Below are 23972 nucleotides of genomic sequence, written 5' to 3'. Positions count from 1 at the left end.
TGTTTTCTTTTGTCGACTGATGAAATTTTTTTGGGCCGAGATGGTATGGACATGAAAAAACAAGAAAATGAATGATTTTTTGTAAGAAATTTCTTTCAATATAAAGAGAGTGCGTTAGTCATCAGTGACGTGCGGGACGTTCTGCAGGGTATCTGAGGAGGTATACGTTTAGAGTGATGGGTGTATCACTGCCCAGCTCTGGCTTTTCAATATCTGGAGTGCTCACAGGGCAGTTCTGCCGCAGTACGCGGCGCTGGCCGTGGTGCTGACGCTGCTCAATGTCAGCATCATGCTGTTTTACGCGCTGTGCGGCGCCCGCTTGCTCAGTCGCTTGCAGGGCGGGCACCTGCGGGCGTTCAACCGGGTGACCGGTGGACTGCTGATGACCCTGGGCGGGGTGTTGGCGTTTTATCGGCGGGGGACCACCAACTGACGTTATACGCAGGCTTCCACAAAGAGCCGCGATACCTGAGACTGGCACAATCCCTGTCGGCTTGGGAATCGCCATCGCCAGCAAGCCAGCTCCCACGATTGGGGCAGGCTGTCTGGCACCTCATGTATCTTGGGCGGATGCGCGCATGGTCACCCGTTGTCTACTGTTTCGACCAGACGACATCATCGTTCACCGCGTAGGGTCGACAGCCTTGATGCGCGCTTGCACAGATATCCAGTGCCGTTTGCAGGGGTTCATTACCCCCAGCCGATGCCGACCACGCGCCATCCGGGGCGATGGTAAAGGCGCGTGGCTTTTTGAGTCCCAGGAATTTTCGATAGCCTTGCTGGGAGGCAATGCTGATGTAGGGGACCGCCGTCGCATCTTCCAGCGCCGCGAAGTGCGTGGGAGGAGGAACCGGCACGGGTTTGACCCAGACCACTTCATTGTCTACCGCGTAGGGCCGGCAGTGCCTGCCGACCTTTCTGCATTCAGCCAGTCCTCGGCCAAGCGGATCGAACCCGCCGTTCGTTGATACCGTGCTGCCATCTCCGGCAATGAGGAAAACGCGGGGTAGCGCTCTTGTCAAAAACTGCTGGTAGACCTTGCGGCTCTGATCGTTGATGTACGGTACCGCGCCCGCATCTTCGAGGGCCGCGTAGCGACTGGGAGGCGGGACGGGGACCGGCAGGTATTCGGGGTGCAGCAGTTGGGCTGGCAGCCCCACTCGGGACAAAAAGGCATCCACTTTGGGCGTCCAGATGGCCAGCCCTTCTGGAAAACCCAACAGGTTGTGCGAGTTATCCATGAAGTTGCCATACGCTACCAGCTCGGCTGCGCCTCCGGCGGCGGTGTACCTTGCATACTCGTTGCGCCAGGTCGACTCGGCGAACACCTTGTCATTACTGCCGTAGAACCAGATGGACGGGATACGCGTATGTTCGCCGTCGTAGGCGGCAGCGGCGGCCATGCTGTGCTCCGAAGTCGCACAATCGGACTCCTTGAGGCCGCCCGCAAAGTTGATCAGGCCCTTGACGTTGGGGACGTCCAGCGCCCCGAGGGCCAATGTGTTGAAACCACCAAAGCTCTGGCCTGCCACCACGATGTGTTGACCATCGACGTAGGGTTGGGCCGTCATGTACTGGATGACGGCGCGAATATCCCTGGCATTGTTGAGCCCGGTCGATATGAAGTCGCAACCGTGGTGCTCGAACTGTCCGCCCGACCCGGCGAAACCGCGCATCATGGGCAGCGCCACGGCATAACCGCGTGACAGAAAGTAGTACGCGGAAAAAGTGAGGTGATAGCGGGGATTATCCCTGGGCTTCTTGCTTCCATCGGAACCGTGATTCATCACCGCCAGGGGAAACGGGCCGGGTCCGTTGGGCGTCAGTACCGTCAATTGCAGGGGGACGGGCCGCCCGCTATCCCCGGGAACAGTGAGCACCCGTTCATTCATGGAGGCCTGGGGCATCTTGATGGCATCCGCGTCCTCATTCGCGGCGTAGGCAGGATTCAGCCCGTGCAAGAGGGCACACAAGAGGATGGCGATGAGAGGCTTGAATCGTGCTGGCATCAGTGGCTCGCTGCAGGGATCTGAGCGAGAGAGCGCTCAGCAATAGTGCTGCGCTCCGACGAGTCCGGACTCGAAGGGCGATGAACGGCCAACGATGTCTCGTTTCGGGCATTTTTCCAAATGAAATATTGGGCTCGAACCGGTTCCAGACGGAACATCCGGCGGATGAGGGCTGGTGTTTTATCAGCGTCAGGTGTGACGTTGCGCTATTGCCCGTAGGAGCCAGCAAGCCGGCTCCTACGGAAGTTATGAGGCTTCGATCTCGACTGGCTTGAGGATGCTCGTTCCACGCTCTGCGTGGGAACACTGCCGGTGGCGCTCTGGGTCAACAGGACGGGCGCGAAGCCTCCCGGGAGTGACCGGCCTCGAGTGTCGCTGGCCTCAGACCTTCGGATCCTCATGCGCCTTGAGCGGGTGCGCATACTGCGGCTTGAGCTTGCCGTCCTTGTCCAGCAGCCAGGCGTCGAGGATCTCGCGTACCACGGGGCCGGCGACGCGGCCGCCGGCCTCGCCGTTCTCGATCATCACCGAAATCACGATCTGCGGATCCTCCGCCGGGGCGAAGCCGACGAACAGGGCGTTGTCGCGGTGACGCTCGGCGGTCTTGAGGCGGTCGTAGCGCTCGCCCTGCTTGATCGCCACCACCTGCGCGGTACCACTCTTGCCGGCGATGCGGTATTGCGCACCCTGCGCCGCCGCCCGGGCGATGCCGCGAGGGTCGTGCATCACCAGTTGCATGGCGTAGTTGACCTGTTCCCATTCCCGCGGATCGCGCAGCACCAGGTTCGGAATCGGATGCTCGTCCACCGGCGCCTCCTGGCCGATCGTCTTGGCCAGGTGCGGGCGGTTCCACACGCCCTTGTTGGCGATCAGGGTGGTGGCCTGGGCCAGTTGCAGCGGGGTGACCTGCATGTAGCCCTGGCCGATGCCGAGGATTACCGTCTCGCCCGGGAACCAGGCCTGGCGGCGAGTGGCGCGTTTCCACTCGCGGGACGGCATCAGGCCGGGGGATTCCTCGAACATGTCCAGGGACACCTTCTGGCCGAGGCCGAACTTGTCCAGGTACTCATGCAGGCGGTCGATGCCGAGCTTGTTGGCCAGGTCATAGAAGTAGGTGTCGTTGGAGCGCATGATCGCCGCGTTCAGGTCGACCCAGCCGTCACCGCTGTGGTTCCAGTTGCGGTACTTGTGATCGACGTTCGGCAGTTGGAAGTAGCCGGGGTCGAACACCCGCGTCGTCGGCGAGATCACCCCGCTGTCGAGGCCGGCGATGGCCACTTCCGGCTTGATCGTCGAGCCCGGCGCATACAGCCCGCGCAGGGCGCGGTTGAACAGCGGGCGGTCGATGGAGTCGCGCAGGGCCGAGTAGTCCCTGGCGCGGATGCCGGTGACGAACAGGTTGGGGTCGAAGCTCGGCTTGCTGACCATCGCCAGCACTTCGCCGGTTTTCGGGTCGATGGCCACCACCGAGCCGCGGCGGTCGCCCAGGGCGTTTTCCGCAGCTTCCTGCAGCTTGATGTCCAGGCTCAGGACGATGTTCTTGCCGGGAATCGGGTCGGTGTGCCTGAGCACCCGCATCACCCGGCCCTGGGCGTTGGTTTCGACTTCCTCGTAGCCGACGTGGCCGTGCAGTTCGCTCTCGTAGAAGCGCTCGATGCCGGTCTTGCCGATGGACTGGGTGCCGCGGTATTCCACCGGGTCGAGCTGCTTGATTTCCTTCTCGTTGATCCGCCCGACATACCCCACCGAATGGGCGAAGTGGTCGCCCAGCGGGTAATGCCGGACGAACTGCGGCTCGACCTCGATCCCCGGCAGCTTGAATTCGTTCACCGCCAGCAGGGCGATCTGCTGTTCGGTCAGTTCGTAGAGCAGGGTCACCGGCTCGAACGGATGGCGTGACTGCTTGAGCGCCTTGGCGAACATCGCCCGGTCTTCTTCCGGCAGGTTGAGCACGTTCATCACCGTGTCCAGCACCTGGGCGACATTGCCTGCACGTTCGCGGGTCAGGGTCATGTTGAAGCTGGGCTGGTTGTCGGCCAGCACTTCGCCGTTGCGGTCGAAAATGATCCCGCGCTCCGGTGGAATCGGCAGGACGTGGACGCGGTTGTTTTCCGACACGGTGGAGTTGTAGCTGAACTCGACGACCTGGAGGAAGTACAGGCGGCCCACCAGGGCGCCGGCCAGGCCCAGCACCAGCAGCCCGCAGGCGATCAGGCGCTTGTTGACCAGGCGTTTTTCGGTCTCGTGATCCTTGAGATGAATGGGATCGGACATGAGGAACCTGTTTCGTGCAAAGGAAAATGACTATGAAAGCGGCAGCTAATAGAGAAAATGCATAGCTGGCTATTTAAAACGGCGCACAAGATAGCAAGAAGCACCGGATTTAGGGACGTTATTGCCGCAGCATCCGCCAAAAGGCGGCGAGGGCGGGGCGGTTCGAGCCTGCAATCTCTTCGGTTAAACCACGGCACAAACGTTTCAAGATGTTTCTTTTATTGATGTTATATCGTATCGAAATTAGATTCTGCCGCCTCATTCCTCTCCGTAAGCTATCGATATGACGCCCACTTCCGGGCCGTTCGCCTCATCGGCCGGTCCCAACCTCCGTCTCTGTGCCATCGACGCGCTGCGTGGCTTTGTCATGCTGTGCATGGTGCTCGATCATGTTCGTGAAACTTTTTTCATGCACCGCCAGGTCAGCGACCCGGTCGATGCGTTGACGGTCGCACCGGACCTGTTCTTCACCCGCCTGCTCGCTACCCTCTGTGCCCCGGTGTTCATCTTCCTCACCGGTCTGTCGGCGTTTCTCTACAGCCAGAAACACAGCGCCCGCGAGACGTCGATCTTCCTGCTCAAGCGCGGCGTCTTCCTGGTGCTGCTGGAGCTGACCCTGGTCTGCTTCGCCTGGAACGGCGAGTTCCCACCCAAGACCCTGTGGCTGCAGGTGATCTGGTGCATCGGCATCTGCATGATCGTGCTGGCCGGCCTGCTGCACCTGCGGCGGGCCTGGCTGGTATGGCTCGGGCTGGTGATCGTCGGCGGGCACAATCTGCTTGATGGCATAGTGCTGGGGCCCGAGTCGCCGTTCTTCATCCCCTGGTCGGTGCTGCACCAGAAGGTCTTCATCCAGCTCACCGAGTACACCCGTGCCCGGACCACCTACCCGGTACTGCCGTGGATCGGCGTGATCCTGCTCGGCTGGAGTATCGGTCCCTGGTTCGCCAGCGGCGTCGAGTCGGCGGTGCGTCGCGCGCATCTGCTGAAACTGGGTGGCGGTCTGTTGCTGGCCTTCGTGCTGATCCGCTACCTGAATGTCTATGGCGATGCGCCCTGGGTACGTACCGGCGATGCACTGCGCACGGTCATGAGCTTCCTGAGTGCGAAGAAGTACCCACCGTCGCTGATGTTCCTGCTGCCGACCCTGGGCGTCGGCCTGTTACTGCTGGCCCTGTTCGAGCAACTGCAGCAACGCAAGGTGGTGGCGATCCTGGCGATCTATGGCGGGGCGCCGATGTTTTTCTACCTATTGCACCTGTATGTGCTGAAGGCGATGTACCTGCCGGCCTTTGCTCTCTGGGGGGCGACCGAGGGTGGGGTCTATGCGTTCAGCCAACTCTCCAGCGTCTGGCTGCTGAGCCTGCTGCTGGGCTTCGCGCTGTTCTTCCCGACCCGCTGGTTCGCCCGTCTCAAGCAGCGACGGCGGGATATCGCCTGGCTCAAGTATTTCTGAAACCCGTATCGAGGAAATCCTTTCCCTATCCGGTGGGGTGTGAGAAAACGCGCGCACACCCACTCGGCGAGGTTTCCACAGGTGCGATACGACATTACCAGCCTGGATCTGTTCATCACCGTGGCCGAGGAGCGCAACCTGACCCGTGCCGGTCGGATCAGGCACCTGGCGGTATCAGCCATCAGCAAGCGCATCACCGAGCTGGAGGCCCAGGTCGGCTCGCCGCTGCTGATTCGCAATGCACGTGGTGTCGACCTGACGCCGGCCGGGCAGTCGCTGCTGTACTACGCGCGGCAGGTGAAACAGACCATCGAGCAACTGGACCATGAACTCGGCGACTACGCCGCCGGGGTCAAGGGCCATATCCGCATCCACGCCATCACCTCGGCACTGTCGCAGTTCCTGCCGGGCGATGTCGCGCGGTTCGTCGCGCTGTATCCGCAGATCAAGTTCGACATCGAGGAGCGGGTCGGTTCAGCAGTGATTCGCGCGGTCGCCGACGGCCGGGCCGACCTGGGTATCATCGCTGTGCAGACCTCCGCCCAGGGCCTGGAGACCTGTCCCTATCGCCACGATGAGCTGGCGCTGGTGGTGCCGGCCGGGCATGCCCTGGCGGCGCGCAAGTCGATCCGATTCGAGGAAGTGCTTGAGCACGAGTTCGTCGGCCCGCACCTGGAGAGCTCGATGCACACGCTGTTGACCCGCGAGGCGGAGAAGCTGGGCATGGCGCTCAAGCTGAGGATCCGCATCAGCAGCTTCGATTGCATGTGTCGGATGGTTTCCAATGGACTGGGGTTGGCGGTGCTGCCGCGCAGCGTGGTCAACCAGTACCTGCGCAGCCACAAGCTCAAGGCGGTGAGCCTCGACGAACCCTGGGCGCAGCGTTCGTTGCTGTTGGCGTTCAGGAAGTACGACACTGCCTCACCGACCCTGAAAACCCTGATCGATCAATTGCGCCTGGCCTGAGATCGCCGTTGCAGCGTTCTCCATTGGCGAACGCTGCTGTGGTAATTGATCAATTTTCACTGACCGGCATTGCTCCTAGTATCGGCTCATCAGCGGCGGCCCCAGACCCCGCGATCCTTATAAAAGCCTGAGCGATATGAGCATGACCGAGACTGCCCGCGACCTGATCAACCACCTGACGGTCGACAATGAGCTGTTCGCCTACGTTGACCTGAACCGGATGCTGTCGCCCGCGCAGCTGTCGAAGCTGCCTTACTCGATCCGTATCCTGCTGGAGAACGTGGCGCGCTGCTCGCCCGAGTCGCTGCCTTCGGTGCTGGCGCGAGCCACCGGCCAGGGTCCGGACTGCGAAGTGCCGTTCCAACCCAACCGCCTGATGTTCCACGACACCACCTGCCTGCCGGCACTGGCCGACTTTGCCGGCATGCGCGACGTGGTCGCCGAACTGGGCGGCGATCCGCAGGCGATGAACCCGCTGATTCCGGCGGTGCTGACCATCGACCATTCGGTGATCGTCGAACGTTACGCCGAGGCCGACGCGGTGGAGCAGAACCTCGACATCGACTTTCGCCGCAACAGCGAGCGTTATCGCTTCATCAAGTGGGCGCAGAAGAGCCTGGATAATTTCGGCGTGATCCCGCCGGGTACCGGCATCATCCACCAGATGAACATGGAGGCGCTGGCCCAGGTGGTCTGGGAGAGTCGCAGTGCGGACGGCCAGCGTCTGCTGCACCCGGACGACATGGTCGCCACCGACAGCCACACCCCGATGATCAATGCCATCGGCGTGCTGGGCTGGGGCGTCGGTGGCCTGGAGGGGCAGGCGGCGATGCTCGGCGAGCCGGTGCCGATCAGTTTTCCGAAAGTCATCGGTATCCGCGTGACCCATGCGCTGCGCCCGGGTGTCACGGCCACCGACCTGTCGTTGCATGTGGCCGAGATCCTGCGCCAGCGTTCGGTGGTCGGCAAGTTCGTCGAGTTCACCGGCCCTGGTTTGTCCACACTGAGCTGGGCCGCCCGCGGCACCGTATCGAACATGGCGCCGGAGTACGGTGCCACCGTGGTGTTTTTCCCGTTCGACAATGAGACCCTGTCCTACCTGCAATTGAGCGGTCGTTCGCCTGAGCTGTGCAGCAAGGTCAGCAGTTACATGAATGCCCAGCCGCTGTGGCGTCGCGACGAACTGGCCGAGCCGCAATTCGACGAACTCATCGAACTCGACCTGGCCAGTATCGAGGTCAGCGTTGCTGGCCCTTACCAGCCTCATCAGCGGCAGAAACTCTCGAACGCCGCCCACTCGTTCCGGGAGGAGGTGCTGGGCGCCGGCAAGCTGATCAATGCACCTGCCGGGCAGCGCTTCTTCGAACCGTCCTTCGGCCAACCCATCACCCACGGCGCGGTGGTGATCAGTGCAATCACCAGTTGCACCAACACCGCCAACCCGGCGCAGATGATCCAGGCCGGCCTGCTGGCCCGCAAGGCGCGCCAGTTGGGTCTCAGCCGCAAGCCCTGGGTGAAGACCTCGTTGTCGCCTGGCTCGCGGGTGGTCGCCGACTACCTGGCGCAAGCCAACCTGCTGGAAGACTTTTCCGCGTTGGGTTTCGACCTGGCCGGCTTTGGCTGCATGACCTGCATCGGCAACTCCGGTTCGCTCGAGGAGCACGTCGAGCATTTCGCCGACCAGGGCCTCAAGGGCGTGGTGGTACTGTCCGGCAACCGCAACTTCGAAGGTCGGGTGAACCCCAAGGTCCCAGCCGGTTACCTGGCCTCTCCGGCTCTGTGCGTGGCCTATGCCATCGCCGGTACCATCGATATCGACCTCGAATCCCAAGCCCTGGCCGTGGACCGCAACGGCAGTCCGGTGTACCTGCGTGACCTGATGCCGTCGGATGCGGAGATTGCCGCCGAGGCCGCGAAAGTGGTCAAGCCTGAGTTCTTCCGGCAGCGCCTGGCCAAGGTCTGGGAGGGTACGCACCACTGGCAGTCGCTGTCGGCCGAAGGGCGTGTGCAATTTCCCTGGAGCCCGGAATCGACCTACCTGCGTCGCCCGCAGTACCTGGCGGATATTCCGGCCGAGCCGAAAACCAGCCTGGCCATCAGTGCGGCGCGCGTGCTGATGGTGCTGGGCGACAACGTCACCACCGACCATATCTCGCCGGCCTATTCCATCCCTGCCGACAGCCTGGCCGGGCAATGGCTGCTGGCACATGGCGAAGACCCACGTGACCTCAACCAGTACTCGACCCGCCGCAGCAATCATGAGGTGATGTTGCGAGGCGCTTTCACCAACAAGGCGGTGAAGAACCGCCTGCTCGGTGACCGGCAGCCCGGGCTCGGCGCCTGGGCCTGGAATGCCGATCACAGCGAGTGCCTGCCGCTCTACGAAGCAGCCCGCAGCTACGCGGCGCAGCACACGCCGATGGTGGTGTTCGCCGGGATCAACTATGGCGCCGGCTCCAGCCGCGACTGGGCGGCCAAGGCCCAGGCCCTGCTGGGAGTCAAGGCGGTGGTGGCGCAGAGCATCGAGCGCATCCACCGCAGCAACCTGATCGGCATGGGCGTGATCCCCTTGCAGTTCAGGGCCGGCCAGTCGGTCGACGATCTGCAACTGCAGGGCGATGAGCGCCTCGATTTCCTCGGTCTCGATGATCTCGATGTGGGCGACAACCGCGTTGCCCTGCTGATTCATCGTGCCAATGGCACGACGCAGGAAGTGCAACTGGGCGTGCGCATCGACTCCACGCAGGAGGTTCGCTACCTGGTCAACGGCGGGGTGTTGCCGTTCGTGATCCGCAAGGTGGTCAAGCGCACCCGCCAGCGAGTTTGAAAACCGGCCCCGCCAAGGGGCCGGCCATTGCGATCAACAATAACAAGGAAACGCAACCATGCATGGCGATGAACACGGCGCAGGCCTGCCCGAGCCCGAAATTCAGGTTTCTGCCACTTCCCGGGACGGGGCAACCCGTCGACAACTGCTTCAGCAGATGGTCACGCTCGCCGGTGTCTCGGCGCTCGGCTCGCTGCTGCCTGCCGGCCTTGCCCAGGCCGCCGAACTTCTCAATCATCAACCCGTTACTCGGAGAACCACCCCTATGTACGCCTATGTCGGGTCACGGACCACCCGCGAGCGCAACGCCCGTGGTGAAGGCATCAGTGTCTACAAGGTCGACCAGGAGGAGGGTTCGTTGTCCCTCGTCCAGGTCGTCAAGGACCTGGTCAACCCGTCGTTCCTGGCCCTGAACAAGGCCGGCGATCGCCTCTACACGGTCCATGGCGACCTGAGCGATGTCAGCGCCTTCGGCGTCGACAAGGCCAGCGGCAAGTTGACGTTCATCAACCGCCAGAGCTGCGAGGGCAAGAACCCGGTGCACCTGGCGCTGGACCCGAGCGAGCGCTTCCTGGTGGTGTCCAACCACATCACCGGCAGCCTGGCGGTGATGAACATCGCCGAAGACGGTTCGCTCGGTACGCTCAACCAGTTGCTCAAGCTGGAAGGGCCACTGGGACCGCATCGGGTCGAACAGCCGTTCGCCAAGCCGCATTTCAACCTGTTCGACCATTCCGGCCAGTTCGTGCTGGTACCGGACAAGGGCCTGGACCGGGTGTTCAGCTTCCGTTTCGACCACGGCAAGCTGGTACCTGCCGAGCAGCCCTTCGTCACGACCCGCGAAGGGGCGGGGCCGCGGCACCTGGCGTTGCACCCCAAGGCGGCGTTCGCCTATGTGATCAACGAGCTGGATTCCACCGTCACCACCTATCGCTTCGACGCCCACAGCGGTGCGCTGACGGCCCTGCAGATCCTGCCGTCGGTACCGGCTACCTTCACCGGCAACAGCCGGGCGTCGGAGATCGAGGTCGACCGCAGCGGGCGCTTCCTCTATGCCTCCAATCGTGGCTACGACAGCATCGCGGTGTTCGCCATCGACCAGGGCAGCGGTCTGTTGAGCCCGATGGAGTTCACGCCGACGACGGGCAAGACTCCGCGCTTCTTCACCCTGGCACCCAATGGCCGCTTCCTGTTCGCGCTCAACGAAGACAGCGACAGCATCGTCTCGCTGGCGGTCGACCCGCACACCGGCAGCCTGCGCAAGACCGGTTTCTCGGTGAGCAGCGGCAGCCCGGTCTGTATGGTCTTTTCGGCCTGAGCGCATTCGGCTTTACACTAATGCAATGACAGAGGCGGGCATCAGCCTGCCTCCACAGAGGTCATAATGAACAACAATAAGCCTGATGAAAGCGCCATCGTCCGCAAGGTCACGTTGCGCATCATTCCTTTCGTTTTCCTGCTCTACATCGTCTCTTATCTCGACCGGGCCAACATCGGTTATGCCGCCTTGCAGATGAACAAGGAGCTGGCGCTGTCCAGCGAGGCCTTCGGCTTCATCTCGGGGATCTTCTTCATCGGTTATTTCCTCTTCGAAGTGCCGAGCAACGTCATGTTGAACAAGTTCGGCGCCCGGGTGTGGATCGCCCGGATCCTGGTGACCTGGGGTTGCATCGCCGCGCTGACCGCGTTCGCCCAGACCGCCAATCAACTGTATGTGCTGCGTTTTCTGCTCGGCATTGCCGAGGCCGGTTTTTTCCCCGGCATCATCGTCTACCTGACCTACTGGTTCCGTTCCAAGGAACTGGCCACCACTGTCGCGCTGTTCACTGCGGCGATTCCGGTGAGCTACATCATCGGTGCGCCGATGAGCACCTGGATCATGGACAACATCCATTGGCTGGACTGGAGCGGCTGGCGCTGGATGCTGTTCCTCGAGGGTATCCCGGCGGTGTTCCTGGGGGTCGCCTGTTACTTCTTCCTCACCGACAAGCCGCAGCAGGCCAAGTGGCTCAAGCCCGAGGAACGCGACTGGCTGCTGGCCGAGCTGGAACGCGACCGCCAGAGCCGCAGGAACGTCAAGAGCCTCGGCGTGTTCAAGACCATGGGCAACCCCAAGGTGCTGTACCTGGCGTTCATCTATTTCGTCTACCAGTGCGGCAGCCTGGGCATCGGCTATTGGATGCCGCAGATCATCAAGGGGTTCTCGGAGTCGCTCAGTCACACCCAGATCGGCCTGCTGGCGATGCTGCCCTACATCATCGCCACCGCCTCGATGATCGCCTGGTCGCGCAGCTCGGACAAACGCAATGAGCGCAAGCTGCATTCGGCGATTCCGCTGTTTGTCGCCGCGCTCGGTCTGATAGGCGCCGGTCTGTTGCACAATCCCTATATGGCGATGGCGATGATCTGCGTGGCGCTGTCCGGCCTGTACAGCTTCAAGTCGCCGTTCTGGGCCTTGCCGACGCTGTTTCTCGATCGCACTACGGCCGCGGTGTCCATCGCCGTGATCAACTCGGTCGGCAACCTGGGCGGCTTCGTCGGTCCTTCGCTGATCGGCATGGTCAAGGGCAACAGTCAGAGCGCGGCCAATGGCCTGCTGTTCCTCAGTGCGTTGCTGGTAGCCGGCTTCCTGATGACCCTGCTGATGCGGGTGAACAACAGGGATCCAGGCGCACCGGCGGCCGCTCACTAGCATTTGCCAGACATTCACGGAGTATAGAGATGAGCAATCCTGTCAACCCGGCGGTGATCGACGAACTGGCGCCAGGTGGCGTATTGCGTGCGGCGATCAACTACGGCAACCCCGTGCTGGCCCAAAAGGGCAGGGACGGCTCACCCCAGGGCGTTTCCGTCGCCTTGGCCAAGGCCCTGGCCGAAGAACTGGGTGTACGGCTGGAGATGGTCACCTTCGATGCCGCCGGCAAGGTCTTCGCGGCGCTGGAAGAGGGCGCCTGGGATGTCGCATTCCTGGCGATCGAGCCGGTGCGCGCCCGGCAGATCGCCTTCAGCGAACCCTACGTGCTGATCGAGGGCACCTACCTGGTGGCAGCCGATTCGCCCTACTTGAAGGTCGAGGATCTTGACCGACCGGGCCTGCGCCTCGCGGTCGGCAAGGGGGCGGCCTACGACCTGTTCCTGTCCCGTACGCTGCAGCATGCGCAGCTCGAGCGCGCGGACACCTCGGCGGGGGCGGTGGACCTGTACCTGGCCCAGGGCCTCGACGCCGCGGCCGGTGTGCGTCAGCCGCTGGAGAAGGTCGCGGCGGGTGACCCGCGCCAGCGTGTACTGGAGGGGGCCTTCACCTCGATTCGCCAGGCCATGGCTGTGCCAATTCGTCGCAAGGCCGCAGCCGCCTTTATCCGTGACTTCGTCGAACGGCGCAAAGTCGAAGGTTTTGTGCGCTCTGCGTTGGTCCAGAGTGGCCAGAGCGATGTTACTGTGGCACCGCCTGCGTGAAAAACCGGGTCCGTCCCCTGACAACAACTGCAAGACGCGCGAAAGCGCTTGTCGAGATTGAGGTAGATAAATGGCCAAGGCCGCCGATGTCGTTGTGCAATGCCTGGAAAACGAAGGTGTCGAGTATGTGTTCGGCATTCCTGGCGAGGAAAACCTCGACCTGCTGGAATCGCTGCGCAAGTCGCCGATCAAGCTGGTCCTGACCCGCCACGAGCAATCCGCCGGTTTCATGGCCGCCACCTACGGCCGCCTCACCGGCAAGACCGGCGTCAGCCTGTCGACCCTCGGCCCCGGCGCGACCAACCTGGTGACCGCCAGCGCCTACGCCTACCTGGGCGGCATGCCGATGATGATGATCACCGGCCAGAAGCCAATCAAGAAGTCCAAGCAGGGCCGGTTCCAGATCATCGACGTCTGCGGCATGATGGACCCGATCACCAAGTACACCCACCAGTTCGCCTCGGCCGACAACATCCCGGCGCGCATGCGCGAAGCCTTCCGCCTGGCTGAAGAAGAGAAACCCGGTGCCGTGCACCTGGAACTGCCGGAAGACATCGCCGCCGAGCAGACCGACTCGATGCCGATCCCGCCGAGCCTGCACCGCCGTCCGCTGGCCGAGCACAAGGCCGTCGAAGCTGCCGTGGAGAAACTGCAGAAGGCCCGCAGCCCGATCCTGGTGATCGGCGCCGGCGCCAACCGCAAGATGACCGCCAAGGTCCTCAAGCAACTGATCGACCAGACCGGCATCCCGTTCATCACCACCCAGATGGGCAAGGGCGTGGTCGACGAGCGTCACCCGCGTTTCCTCGGCAACGCCGCGCTGTCGTCCGGCGACTTCGTCCACCGCGCCGTCGAAGCGGCCGACCTGATCGTCAACATCGGCCACGACGTGATCGAGAAGCCGCCGTTCTTCATGGTCCGTGGCGGCACCGAAGTCATCCACATCAACTTCCGCTCCGCCGAAGTCGATGCGGTGTACTTCCCGCAGATCGAAGTGATCGGCGACATCGCCAACGCCGTCTGGCAGATCGGCGAAGCCCTGGGCGACAACCCGCACTGGGACTTCAGCCGCCTGATGGCGATTCGCGAGGCCAACGAAGCGCAGATCGCCGAAGGCGCCGACGACAACCGCTTCCCGGTGTACCCGCAACGCCTGGTCGCCGACATCCGCCGGGTGCTGCCGTCCGAAGGCATCGTCGCGCTGGACAACGGCATCTACAAGATCTGGTTCGCCCGCAACTACAAGGCGCACAAGCCCAACACCGTGCTGCTGGACAACGCCCTGGCGACCATGGGCGCCGGCCTGCCCTCGGCGATGGCGGCGCACCTGGTGCACCCGGACCGTCCGGTGATCTCGGTCTGCGGCGACGGCGGCTTCATGATGAACAGCCAGGAGCTGGAAACCGCGGTACGCCTGGGCATGCACATCACCGTGGTGATCCTGCGTGACGACGGCTACGGCATGATCCGCTGGAAGCAGGCGAACATGGGCTTCACCGACTTCGGCCTGGACTACGGCAACCCGGACTTCGTCAAGTACGCCGAAGCCTATGGCGCCAACGGCCACCGCGTGGAAAGCGCCGAGGGCCTGCTGCCGCTGCTAGAGCACTGCATCAAGACCCCGGGCGTGCACGTGATCGACTGCCCGATCGACTACTCGGAGAATGACTTCATTCTCAACAACGAGCTCAAGCGTCGCGCATTGCTGGTCTGATCTAGATCACATGAGCCCGGTGCAATTCGGTCAGTGACAGGGCCTTGAGGTCGGCCAACTGCGAATCGCGACGATCGCGAGGATGTGGCAGGTCGACCGCCAGGGCCTGGCGAATGCGGCTGGGGCGGTTATCCATCACCAGCACCCGGTCGCTCAGGTACAACGCTTCGTCGACATCGTGAGTCACCAGCAACAGCGCGATGCCATGCCGCCGAGCCAGTTGCAGGAGCAAATCCTGCAACTTCATGCGGGTAAAGGCGTCGACCGCGCTGAATGGCTCGTCGAGCAGCAGCACCCGTGGTTTCGAATACAATCCGCGTGCAATCGCCACCCGTTGCGCCATGCCGCCTGACAGTTGCTTGGGCAAGGCCTGGGCGAAACCACTCAGACCGACCTCCTCGATCAGTTGTGTCACCCAGGCGCGGTCGTAACCCTCGTCTTCACTGAAGCCGATGTTCTGCTCCACCGTCAGCCAGGGCATCAGGCGGGGTTCCTGGAAGACGAAAGCGATGGGCGAGGCCGTGTGTTTCAGTTCACCTTCGAAGTCCTTTTCCAACCCGGCGACGATCCTCAGCAGCGTGCTCTTGCCGCAGCCGCTGGGGCCCAGCAGGCTGACGGTTTCCCCTGCGTGCAGTTGCAGACTGACCTGCCTGAGCACGGTGGTCTGGGCAAACGCCTTGCGTTCGACGTAGAGGTCCAGCAGTGTTTCGCTCATGTTCAAGACTCCCGGTCCTGGCCATTGAAAGTGTCGCGCCAGGACAGCCAGCGTTTTTCCAGGCCGGCCAGCAGGCCGTCGCTGAGTTTGCCGAGCAGGGCCAGAACGATAATCGCCGCCAGCACGATATCCGGGCGCGAGGTTTCCCGGCCGTCGCTGAGCAGGTAACCCAGGCCCTTGGTTGCGGCGATCAACTCGGCGGCCACCAGGAACATCCACGCCAGACTCATGCCACTGCGCAGGCCGGTGAACAGCCCCGGCAGGGCCGCCGGCAGCAGGATTCGGCGCACCAGCCGGTAACGGCTGAAGCCGAGCATCTGTCCGACCTCGACCAGTTTGCGGTCAATATTGCGGATCGCCGCGACACCGTTGAGGTACACCGGGAAAAATGCGCCGATGGCGATCAGGACGATCTTCGAGGTTTCATCGATGCCCAGCCATAACAGCAGCAGGGGCACCCAGGCCAGGCTCGGGATCGAGCGCAGTCCGGCGAACGTCGGTTCCAGGTAGGCTTCGGCTTCGCGGCTGAGTCCGACCCAGGCGGCGAAGAGCAGGGCCAGGCCGGTACCGATGGCGAAGCCGCTGAGCACCCGCAGCAGGCTGGCGCTAATGTGTTTCCACAGAGCTCCCTGACCGAGATCGCGCAGGGTCAGGACGATATCGCTCGGTGCCGGCATCTGATACGCGGGCACCCACCCGAGGCGCACCACTCCCTCCAGCAGGGCGATGATCAGCACCGGCAGCACCAGCCCCTTGAGTCGCCGAGGCCAGACCGACGTGGTGCTGGCGGCGGGGGCGGGTGTGTCCAGGGCGGCAGGCAGGGCTTTGCTTTTGGCGTTCATGGGGGCTCCCGGGACGCGCTTACTGGCGGGCGACCGCGACAGGGTTGAACCGGGTTTCGATCAACTGGTCGATGACCTGATCGACATTCACCCCACGACGAACCAGCTCCTCGGATACCAGGATCGGGGCGGCGGCTTTCGAGGCCACCAGGTCCTGAGGGCCGAGACGGGCGTTTTTCAGGTCGGTGCGCGACAGTTGCAGCTTGGCCACATCCAACGGCAGGCCGGATTCGCTGGCCAGCAGGCCGGCCAGTTCGTCAGGGTTGTGCAGGGCCCACTCGCGGGCTTTTTCATAGGCGCCGATTACGGTTTCGATGGTCTGTGGATGTTCCTTGGCAAACTTCTCAGTGACGCTGATCACCCCGTAGCTGTTGAAGTCGGGATTGCTGTAGAGCAGGCGCGAACCGGCCTGGAGTTCGCTGGCGGCCATGTGCGGATCGAGCCCGGCCCAGGCGTCGACGTCGCCTTTTTCCAGGGCGGTGCGGCCATCGGGATGCTGCAGGTGCACCAGTTCCACGTCGTTCTTGCCCAGGCCGGCCTGCTGCAGGGCGCGCAGGGTGAACAGGTAGGGGTCGGTGCCCTTGGTGGCGGCGATCTTCTTGCCTCTGAGGTCGGCGAGGCTCTGGTAAGGCGAGTCCTTGCGCACCAGCAGTGCGGTCCACTCGGCGCGACTGTAGACATAGATCGACTTGATCGGGCTGCCGTTGGCCCGGCTGAGTACGGCAGCCAGGCTGGCTGAGGAGCCGAAGTCGACGCCACCGCTGTTGAGGTATTCCAGGGAACGGTTGCTGCCCTGGCTCAGGACCCAGGTGACCTTGGTCTGCGGCAGGGCTTTCTCCAGCCAGCCGAAATGCCGCAATGCCAGGCTGACCGGCGAGTAATAGGCGTAGTCCAGTTTGACTTCGGCCGGGGTGGTTTCGGCGGCCTGCGCCAGCGGATGCAGGCCCAGTACCAGCGCCGTGGCGGCGGCCAGAAGGCGGGCGGCCTTGGTGATCGGGTTGAGGGATTTCATCGAATGCTCCAGGGAGAGGGACTGCAGGGCTTATTCTTAATTGAGCAGTCATGGTGATGATGAGCTGCTTAAAAGGAATAATGCAGTCTCTATGCCAGCTGTGTGCAGGGCTTGCCCGCAAATAGCCTACGATGACGCTCTGCGTGGGAACGATCCAATGAAAAGGAGGGTGCCAGCGCGATAGCTATTGCCGGCAATCCGGCTCCTGCCGGGGGGGGCGCTGGTGTTTGTTCGCATGCACTTTGTTGAACGGCTGTTGCTCCAGCAACATGACAAACATGTTTCAAAAAATGTTGCGGTCGATCGTTTCGACCCGGCATGCTGACGGGATTGTTCCACCACGCGAAGATCCTGCCCTCATGTCAGCCGTGGCCGCTCACTCGACCGACTCCGCCTCCCGCCGTGCGGCGATTGTCCTGGCACTGTGTCTGCCCAGCGATGTCCTGCTGTACCTGCTGCTGCCGATGAACACCCAGGCCTTTGGCGTGACCCTGGCCCAGGCCGGGGTGCTGCTGGCGGCCAACCGGCTGGTGCGGATCTTCGGTTACGGCCACGTGCTGCGCTATTACGCCCGCCAGGGCGACCGCGCCACCCTGATGCTGGCCGCAGCCGTCAGTGCCGTGTGCGCCCTGGGCAATTCGCTGATTTCAGGGTTCTTCTGGCTGCTGCTGTTGCGCCTGGGCTGGGGCCTGTCGTTTGCCGCGTTGAACCTGTCGACGCAGGTGCTGGCGACCCTCGAGCCTGCCGGCGCGGCACGCCGGGCAGGGCGCTCGCGGGGGATCATCGCCATCGGTCCGATGATCGCCCTGGCCCTGGGGGGCTGGTTGAGTCTGCAGATCGGCCCGCGGCTGATTTTCCTGCTGCTGTGCGCCACTTCATTGATCGGCCTGTGGGTGGCGCACGGCCTGCCGAGCCAGGGGCACGAACTGGCGGCACCGGCCGGGCGACGCTTCAAGTGGCCGGACAGTGTCGCGCTCTGGTCCTTCGTCGAAGGGGTGGCGCTGGACGGGCTGTTCATCTTCGGCCTGTCGCTGCAGGCCAGTGCCGTGCTCGGTGGCAATGCGGTGGTGATCGCCGGCGGGCTGATGGCTTTGCGCTATGTCTCGGAAATGTTCCTCAGCCCCCTCGGCGGACGGGTGGCCGACCGTTATGGCGTGGTACGCATGCTGTTGCTGTTCTCGATTCTCAGCGGTCTGGCCCTGGCAGCCTTCGGCAGCCACTGGCTGATTCTCGGCGCCGGTTCGGTGCTGGTCCTGCGGGCGCTGCAATTGCCGCTGGTGGTGACCCTGGTGGCCGAGCGCAATCCCGGCGCCGGGCGTGTCCAGGCCCTGGCCTCGAATGCGGTATGGCGCGACATCGGTGCCGGTGTCGGCCCGTTACTGGCGGGTGTGCTGCTGCCGGTCGCCTCGGCCAGTTGGGTCTATTCCCTGGCCGGCCTGGCCATTGCCCTCAGTGCACTGGCCTGCGCGCGTTACAAGGCTGATTGAGCCGTTCGACTGCTGCATCCGTTCACCTGAGGATTGCACCCTGCGCAAGGGTTCGGGCTGGTGATCGACGCGGCTGCCGGGTATGCTCAGCCCATGCAAATACCTGATCTGAATCTGCTGGTAGCCCTCGACATCCTGCTCGAAGAAGGCTCGGTCACCGCGGCCGCCCGGCGGATGAACCTCAGTGCCCCGGCCATGAGTCGCACGCTGACGCGCATCCGCGAAGCCCTCAATGACCCGATCCTGGTCCGCTCCGGGCGTGGTCTGGCGCCGACCCCGCGGGCGCTGGAGCTGCGCGAACAGGTGCGCGGCGTGGTGGAGCTGGCCCATGGGGTCTTCGCCCCCGGCCAGGAAACCGACCTGACGACCCTGGAGCGGACCTTCAGCGTGCGGGCCAACGACATGTTCTTCGGCGCTTTCGGCAACCAGTTGCTCGAACGCCTGGCCCGGGATATGCCCAACGCCACGCTGCGCATGGTGCCGGAAGGCGATACCGACGACGATGCGCTCAACGAGGGGCGCATCGACCTGGCGATCTGTGCCCCTCGCAAGTTCGGTGCCGATATCAAGGTGCAACGTCTGTTCAACACTTCGCTGATCGGTATCGCCCGGGCAGGTCATCCGCTGTTCGACGAGGAACTGGATGCCGAGCGCTTTGCCCGCTACGACCATATCAGCGTGTCGCGCCGTGGCCGGGCACGTGGGCCGATCGATGCGCTGCTGGCCGAGCTGAATCTGCGGCGGCGGGTCTCCCTGGTGCTGCCGACCTTTCATGCGGCGATGTTCGCCGTGGCCGGCTCCGACCTGATCCTGCCGTCGATACCGCGGCCAATGGTGCGCAACCTGATAAGTCTGGGGCTGCCCCTGCGCACTTTCGAATTGCCGGTGCCGGTGGAAACCATCGTGGTGATCCAGGCCTGGCATCCCCGGCTGGACAATGACCACGCCCATCGCTGGTTGCGCCGCACGCTGAAGGACATGTGCGACGCTACGCCGGCGTAATCATTGTGTCTGGTGCAATCCAGCTGTAGGTATTTGTCAATTTTTATAGCTTCAGGCCCTGCATAGACTCGGGTTTCCCAGTGAAACCGGAGTTTTTGCGATGTCTCTTCCCTCCGAGCCTGCCCGGACGGCCGGCTCATGACCGCCCTGCAAACCAGCCTGCCGCTGGCGGCCGCAGCCAGGCCCGCAGCGGCCGCCACACCTTTGGGCCTGCGCATCGGCGTCGGCCTGGTCGGCGTGTTGCTGGCGGTGCTGGCCTCGGGCTTCAACGAAAACGTGACCAAGGTGGCGATGGCCGATATCCGCGGCGCCATGGGCCTGAGCTACGACCAGGGTACCTGGCTGATTGCGGCCTACGCAGCGATGTCGGTCAGCGCCATGGCCTTTGCCCCCTGGTGCGCCGTGACCTTTTCCCTGCGCCGCTTCACCCTCTGCGCCATCGGCAGCTTGCTGGTACTGGCCCTGCTGGCGCCGTTCGCACCCAATGCCCAGGTGCTGATGCTGATCCGCGTGGTCCAGGGCTTTGCCGGCGGCGCCTTGCCGCCGATGCTGATGTCGGTGGCGCTGCGCTTCCTGCCGCCGGGCATCAAGCTCTATGGCCTGGGCGGCTATGCCCTGACCGCGACTTTCGGACCCAGCTTCGGCACGCCCCTGGCCGCTTGGTGGGTGGAATACGCCGGCTGGCAATGGGCGTTCTGGCAGGTCATCCCGCTCGGGCTGGTGGCCATGGCCTGCGTGGCCTGGGGCATACCGCAGGACCCGCTGCGCCTGGAACGCTTGCGCCAGTTCGACTGGCGCGGGCTGCTGCTGGGTTTTCCCGGCCTGGTGATGCTGGTGCTCGGCCTGCAGCAGGGCGAGCGCCTGGGCTGGTTCGATGCGCAGCTTATCCGGGTGCTGGTCGGCGGTGGATTGCTGTTGCTGGTGCTGTTCTTTATCAACGAATGGTCGCACCCGCTGCCGTTCTTCAAGTTGCAGATGCTCGGCATCCGCAACCTGACCCACGCGCTGGTCACCCTCGGTGGCGTGCTGTTCGTGCTGCTGGCGGTGATCATGATCCCGTCCAGCTACCTGGCCCAGGTCCAGGGCTACCGGCCGCTGCAGACCGCGCCGGTGCTGCTCTGGGTCGCCGTGCCGCAACTGCTGGCGCTGCCGCTGGTGGTCGCGCTGTGCAACAACCGGGTGGTGGATTGCCGCTGGGTACTGGCCACCGGGCTGTTCCTGCTGGCACTGGTCTGCGTGATCGGCTCCCAGGTCACCGTGGCCTGGAACCGCGAGAACTTCTACCTGTTGCAGGCCATTCAGATCGTGGCCCAGCCGATGGCGGTGATCCCGTTGCTGATGCTCTCGACCGGCAGCATCACCCCGGCGGATGGGCCGTTCGCCTCGGCCTGGTTCAACACCATCAAGGGCTTTGCCGCAGTGGCGGCGGGCAGCCTGCTGGAAACCCTGACGGTGCGCCGCGAGCACTTTCACTCCAGTCACCTGGTCGACCGCCTGGGCAGCCAGCCCTGGCTGGCGGACTCGGTGGAGCCTGGGCAACTGGCCCATCGGCTGCACGAGCAGGTGGTGACCCTGACCAGCGCCGACCTCTACCTGTGCGTGGCGGGCCTCGCCATCGCGCTGATCCTGTTGATCCCGATCCTGCCGACGCGCATCTACCCACCGCGCGCCGCGGCCTGATCTCCCCCTTTTTCGGACACTGACCATGAATACTTCAATTTCACGCAAACCCCTGCTGATCCTCGCCGTGCTCCTGGCCGGCGCCTTGCTTTACGGACTCTGGTACCTGCTGCTCGGCGGCGGCCCGGTGCAGAGCACCAACGATGCCTACGTCAACGCCGACTACACCCTGGTGGCACCGAAAGTCGCCGGCTTCATCGGCCAGGTGCTGGTGCGTGACAACCAGCGGGTAGAGGCGGGGCAGGTGCTGGTGCGCATCGATGACCAGGACTACCAGGCCGACCTGGCGGCGGCCCGCGCCGGTGTCGCCAGTGCCCGGGCACAGCTGGCCAATGCCGCGGCGAGCCTCCTGCGCCAGCAGGCGCTGATCGAGCAGGCGCGGGCGGTGGTCGACGCCGATCAGGCCGATGTGCAGTTCGCCGCCCATGAGTGGCAGCGTTACCAGCACCTGGCCGGGCAGGGCGCCGGCACCCTGCAGAATGCCCAGCAGGCCGAGACCCGCCAGCGCACCGCCGCGGCCCGGCTGGCCGAACACCGGGCGGCCCTGGAGGCGACCCGCAAGCAGACCGATGTCCTGCTGGCCCGGCGCGATACCGCCCAGGCGGCCGTGCAGCAGGCCGAGGCACGCCAGGCACGGGCCGAACTGGACCTGGCGCACACCGTGCTGGTGGCGCCGTTCGACGGCGTGGTCGGGCGGCGCAGTGTGCGCCAGGGCGCCTATGTCAAGCCGGGCGATGTGCTGCTGGCCGTGGTGCCGGTGAACGCAGCCTATGTCGTGGGCAACTTCCTCGAAAACCAGATGACCCATGTCAGCCCCGGCCAATCGGTGAGTATCACCGTCGACACCTTTGCCGATACGCCGCTGACGGGCCAGGTCGAGAGCATCGCCCCGGCCACCGGCGTGACCTTTGCCTCGATCGCTCCGGAGAATGCCAGCGGCAACTTCACCAAGGTGGTTCAGCGTATTCCGGTGAAGATCGTCCTCGACCGTGGGCAGCCGCTGCTTGAGCGCCTGCGGCCGGGCATGTCGGTGGAGGCGCGAATCGATACCGCTTCGACGGCCGTGCGTGAGGTCAGCTTGCGATGAACCGGTATTTCCCCTGGTTGTTGATCACCACGCTGCTGGTACAGAGTTGCACGCTGGGCCCCGACTTTGAGGCGCCGAAGCCTGAGTTGGGTGAGCGTTGGCACACCCGACAGGGCGAGCCCGGGCACAGCCAGCCGGCTGAGGGGGCGACCGAAGCCGCCTGGTGGGAGGGTTTCGCTGATCCTCAACTGGCCGCGCTGATGCGCCAGGTCCAGGCGGGCAATCTCGATCTGCAACGGGCCGCCAGCCGACTGGCGCAGAGTCGCGCGGCACGGCGCAGTATCGCCGCCGATGAACTGCCGAAGGTCGACGGCGCCGCCGGCTACAGCCGCGCGCGCAACAGCAGTCGAGGCCTGAGCGACCCTTCCGGCGAGAACGGCCGGCACGACTACAACCTCTGGAGTACCGGCCTGGGCATCAGTTGGGAGGCCGATCTGTGGGGGCGGGTGAAACGTTCGGTGGAGGCGGCCGACGCCAATGTGCAGGTCGCCGAAGAGGACCGCCGCGCCGTGCTGGTGGCGATCCTGGCCGAAACCGCCCGCGATTATATCCAGCTGCGGGCGCTGCAGAACGAGCAGGCGGTGACCCGGCAGAACCTGGAGATTGCCCGACGGACCCGGGCCCTGACGCACCTGCGTCGCGACGAGGGCGTGGCCACCGAACTGGAAGTGGCCCAGGCCACGGCGCAGGTCGCCACCATCGAGGCGCAACTGCCGGCCCTGCAACAGGGCGAAGCGCGGTTGATCAATGCCCTCAGCCGCCTGATGGGGCTCGAACCCCAGGCCCTGGCCGGGCAACTGCAGGCGGCGACGGCGATTCCCGTGCCACCCGCCAGCGTGCCGATCGGCCTGCCCAGCGAACTGGCACGACGGCGCCCGGACATCCGTCGGGCCGAGGCCGACCTGCATGCGGCCACGGCGGCGATTGGCATGGCCCGGGCGGACTTTTACCCGCGTATCAGCCTCTCCGGCAACCTCGGCTTCCAGGCGCTGCAGTTGTCCGACCTGGGCAGTTGGGGTTCGCATACGCTGGCCGTGGGGCCCAGCCTGAGTGTGCCGCTGTTCGAGGGTGGGCGCCTGCAAGGGCAGTTACAGTTGCGCGAGAGTCGCCAGCAGGAAGCCGCCTTGCGCTACCGGCAGACCGTGCTGGATGCCTGGCACGAGGTGGACGACGCGCTCAGTGCCTATCAGGCCGGGCAGCGTCGGCGCGACAGTTTGCGCCAGGCGGTGGAACAGAGCCGCCTGGCCCTGGCCAGTGCCCGCCAGCAGTACGAGCAGGGCACCGTGGACTTTCTCAACGTGCTGACGGTGCAGGGCGCCTTGCTCGCCAACGAGGACGCGCTGGTGGACAGCACGGCGGCGGTGTCGCTGGCGCTGGTCGGACTGTACGGGGCCCTTGGCGGTGGCTGGGAGCAGGCGTTGCCCGAACAGGCACAGCGCTAGCCG

General features: G+C 64.2%; 19 protein-coding genes. 13 read left to right on the top strand and 6 right to left on the bottom strand.

Translation table 11 applies throughout. The features are described 5' to 3' along the window. Positions 1 to 259 precede the first annotated feature (259 nt). On the top strand, positions 260 to 433 hold the full coding sequence (locus ACM62G_RS30970) for a hypothetical protein (protein WP_273820383.1): 174 nt from the start codon (positions 260 to 262) through the stop codon (positions 431 to 433). A 160-nt stretch (positions 434 to 593) separates the two neighbouring features. On the opposite strand, the gene ACM62G_RS30965 is transcribed toward ACM62G_RS30970, so the two are convergent. Together ACM62G_RS30965 and mrdA are read right to left on the bottom strand one after the other, a co-directional pair. Further along, positions 594 to 2009 (bottom strand): alpha/beta hydrolase family protein, encoded by a 1416-nt coding sequence (locus tag ACM62G_RS30965; protein ID WP_273820384.1) that lies wholly within the window; start codon positions 2007 to 2009, stop codon positions 594 to 596. A gap of 381 nt (positions 2010 to 2390) precedes the next feature. After that, complete coding sequence (gene mrdA / locus ACM62G_RS30960; protein WP_273820385.1) at positions 2391 to 4283, bottom strand: penicillin-binding protein 2; 1893 nt, start codon at positions 4281 to 4283, stop codon at positions 2391 to 2393. A 283-nt stretch (positions 4284 to 4566) separates the two neighbouring features. Here mrdA and ACM62G_RS30955 point away from each other — a divergent pair, with 283 nt between their 5' ends. From ACM62G_RS30955 to acnA, 3 genes are all read left to right on the top strand, one after another. Next, positions 4567 to 5739 (top strand): DUF1624 domain-containing protein, encoded by a 1173-nt coding sequence (locus ACM62G_RS30955; RefSeq protein ID WP_419736411.1) that lies wholly within the window; start codon positions 4567 to 4569, stop codon positions 5737 to 5739. Positions 5740 to 5820: 81 nt separating this feature from the next. Next, positions 5821 to 6705 (top strand): LysR substrate-binding domain-containing protein, encoded by an 885-nt coding sequence (locus tag ACM62G_RS30950; RefSeq protein ID WP_273820387.1) that lies wholly within the window; start codon positions 5821 to 5823, stop codon positions 6703 to 6705. 142 nt (positions 6706 to 6847) lie between these two features. Then, a complete protein-coding gene (gene acnA, locus ACM62G_RS30945) occupies positions 6848 to 9532 on the top strand; it encodes an aconitate hydratase AcnA (protein WP_273820388.1) in 2685 nt (894 codons plus the stop codon). On the opposite strand, the gene ACM62G_RS30940 is transcribed toward acnA, so the two are convergent. Next, on the bottom strand, positions 9507 to 9770 hold the full coding sequence (locus ACM62G_RS30940) for a hypothetical protein (RefSeq protein ID WP_273820389.1): 264 nt from the start codon (positions 9768 to 9770) through the stop codon (positions 9507 to 9509). The two genes, acnA and ACM62G_RS30940, sit on opposite strands and share 26 nt — an antisense overlap. A gap of 27 nt (positions 9771 to 9797) precedes the next feature. On the opposite strand from ACM62G_RS30940, the gene ACM62G_RS30935 reads away from it, so the two are divergent. The 4 genes from ACM62G_RS30935 (at position 9798) to ACM62G_RS30920 (ending at position 14702) form a co-directional block, all read left to right on the top strand. Then, positions 9798 to 10850, top strand: coding sequence for a lactonase family protein (locus tag ACM62G_RS30935; RefSeq protein ID WP_419736410.1), 1053 nt, complete (start codon positions 9798 to 9800; stop codon positions 10848 to 10850). Between the two features lie 66 nt (positions 10851 to 10916). After that, complete coding sequence (locus tag ACM62G_RS30930) at positions 10917 to 12224, top strand: MFS transporter (RefSeq protein ID WP_273820391.1); 1308 nt, start codon at positions 10917 to 10919, stop codon at positions 12222 to 12224. Positions 12225 to 12253: 29 nt separating this feature from the next. Further along, positions 12254 to 12988 carry a transporter substrate-binding domain-containing protein gene (locus ACM62G_RS30925; protein WP_273820392.1) on the top strand — a complete coding sequence of 245 codons (735 nt, stop codon included), beginning with the start codon at positions 12254 to 12256 and terminating at the stop codon, positions 12986 to 12988. Between the two features lie 70 nt (positions 12989 to 13058). Next, complete coding sequence (locus ACM62G_RS30920) at positions 13059 to 14702, top strand: acetolactate synthase large subunit (RefSeq protein ID WP_054060289.1); 1644 nt, start codon at positions 13059 to 13061, stop codon at positions 14700 to 14702. A 1-nt stretch (position 14703) separates the two neighbouring features. Here ACM62G_RS30920 and ACM62G_RS30915 read toward each other — a convergent pair whose 3' ends face one another. From ACM62G_RS30915 to ACM62G_RS30905, 3 genes are read right to left on the bottom strand one after another with little or no spacing between them, the layout of a single operon-like run. Further along, the gene (locus ACM62G_RS30915; RefSeq protein ID WP_419736409.1) at positions 14704 to 15417 is read right to left on the bottom strand and encodes an ABC transporter ATP-binding protein; all 714 of its coding nucleotides are present in this window, start codon (positions 15415 to 15417) and stop codon (positions 14704 to 14706) included. 2 nt (positions 15418 to 15419) lie between these two features. Continuing rightward, positions 15420 to 16259 (bottom strand): ABC transporter permease, encoded by an 840-nt coding sequence (locus ACM62G_RS30910; protein ID WP_419736408.1) that lies wholly within the window; start codon positions 16257 to 16259, stop codon positions 15420 to 15422. Positions 16260 to 16278: 19 nt separating this feature from the next. After that, on the bottom strand, positions 16279 to 17271 hold the full coding sequence (locus ACM62G_RS30905) for an aliphatic sulfonate ABC transporter substrate-binding protein (protein ID WP_419736407.1): 993 nt from the start codon (positions 17269 to 17271) through the stop codon (positions 16279 to 16281). 359 nt (positions 17272 to 17630) lie between these two features. On the opposite strand from ACM62G_RS30905, the gene ACM62G_RS30900 reads away from it, so the two are divergent. The 5 genes from ACM62G_RS30900 (at position 17631) to ACM62G_RS30880 (ending at position 23969) form a co-directional block, all read left to right on the top strand. Beyond that, on the top strand, positions 17631 to 18758 hold the full coding sequence (locus tag ACM62G_RS30900) for an MFS transporter (RefSeq protein ID WP_273820395.1): 1128 nt from the start codon (positions 17631 to 17633) through the stop codon (positions 18756 to 18758). Between the two features lie 93 nt (positions 18759 to 18851). Further along, positions 18852 to 19760 carry a LysR family transcriptional regulator gene (locus ACM62G_RS30895; protein ID WP_054062784.1) on the top strand — a complete coding sequence of 303 codons (909 nt, stop codon included), beginning with the start codon at positions 18852 to 18854 and terminating at the stop codon, positions 19758 to 19760. Between the two features lie 138 nt (positions 19761 to 19898). Then, on the top strand, positions 19899 to 21440 hold the full coding sequence (locus tag ACM62G_RS30890; protein ID WP_273820397.1) for an MFS transporter: 1542 nt from the start codon (positions 19899 to 19901) through the stop codon (positions 21438 to 21440). 25 nt (positions 21441 to 21465) lie between these two features. Beyond that, complete coding sequence (locus ACM62G_RS30885) at positions 21466 to 22527, top strand: HlyD family secretion protein (RefSeq protein WP_419736406.1); 1062 nt, start codon at positions 21466 to 21468, stop codon at positions 22525 to 22527. Next, positions 22524 to 23969, top strand: coding sequence for an efflux transporter outer membrane subunit (locus tag ACM62G_RS30880; RefSeq protein ID WP_419736405.1), 1446 nt, complete (start codon positions 22524 to 22526; stop codon positions 23967 to 23969). The genes ACM62G_RS30885 and ACM62G_RS30880 overlap by 4 nt, the downstream gene beginning before the upstream one ends. Positions 23970 to 23972: the final 3 nt, after the last annotated feature.

Source organism: Pseudomonas sp. COR18 (genome assembly GCF_048568395.1).
Lineage (GTDB): Bacteria > Pseudomonadota > Gammaproteobacteria > Pseudomonadales > Pseudomonadaceae > Aquipseudomonas > Aquipseudomonas fuscovaginae_B.
Note: the sequence above shows the minus strand (reverse complement) of the source record. Positions and strands in the feature narration are given on the sequence as shown.

Coding starts and splice junctions, on each gene's coding strand:
- ACM62G_RS30965 (WP_273820384.1), bottom strand. CDS start 2,009: ATGCCAGCACGATTCAAGCCTCTCATCGCCATCCTCTTGTGTGCCCTC.
- mrdA (WP_273820385.1), bottom strand. CDS start 4,283: ATGTCCGATCCCATTCATCTCAAGGATCACGAGACCGAAAAACGCCTG.
- ACM62G_RS30955 (WP_419736411.1), top strand. CDS start 4,567: ATGACGCCCACTTCCGGGCCGTTCGCCTCATCGGCCGGTCCCAACCTC.
- acnA (WP_273820388.1), top strand. CDS start 6,848: ATGACCGAGACTGCCCGCGACCTGATCAACCACCTGACGGTCGACAAT.
- ACM62G_RS30940 (WP_273820389.1), bottom strand. CDS start 9,770: ATGATTGAGAAGTTCGGCGGCCTGGGCAAGGCCGGCAGGCAGCAGCGA.
- ACM62G_RS30935 (WP_419736410.1), top strand. CDS start 9,798: ATGTACGCCTATGTCGGGTCACGGACCACCCGCGAGCGCAACGCCCGT.
- ACM62G_RS30930 (WP_273820391.1), top strand. CDS start 10,917: ATGAACAACAATAAGCCTGATGAAAGCGCCATCGTCCGCAAGGTCACG.
- ACM62G_RS30925 (WP_273820392.1), top strand. CDS start 12,254: ATGAGCAATCCTGTCAACCCGGCGGTGATCGACGAACTGGCGCCAGGT.
- ACM62G_RS30920 (WP_054060289.1), top strand. CDS start 13,059: ATGGCCAAGGCCGCCGATGTCGTTGTGCAATGCCTGGAAAACGAAGGT.
- ACM62G_RS30915 (WP_419736409.1), bottom strand. CDS start 15,417: ATGAGCGAAACACTGCTGGACCTCTACGTCGAACGCAAGGCGTTTGCC.
- ACM62G_RS30910 (WP_419736408.1), bottom strand. CDS start 16,259: ATGAACGCCAAAAGCAAAGCCCTGCCTGCCGCCCTGGACACACCCGCC.
- ACM62G_RS30905 (WP_419736407.1), bottom strand. CDS start 17,271: ATGAAATCCCTCAACCCGATCACCAAGGCCGCCCGCCTTCTGGCCGCC.
- ACM62G_RS30900 (WP_273820395.1), top strand. CDS start 17,631: ATGTCAGCCGTGGCCGCTCACTCGACCGACTCCGCCTCCCGCCGTGCG.
- ACM62G_RS30895 (WP_054062784.1), top strand. CDS start 18,852: ATGCAAATACCTGATCTGAATCTGCTGGTAGCCCTCGACATCCTGCTC.
- ACM62G_RS30890 (WP_273820397.1), top strand. CDS start 19,899: ATGACCGCCCTGCAAACCAGCCTGCCGCTGGCGGCCGCAGCCAGGCCC.
- ACM62G_RS30885 (WP_419736406.1), top strand. CDS start 21,466: ATGAATACTTCAATTTCACGCAAACCCCTGCTGATCCTCGCCGTGCTC.
- ACM62G_RS30880 (WP_419736405.1), top strand. CDS start 22,524: ATGAACCGGTATTTCCCCTGGTTGTTGATCACCACGCTGCTGGTACAG.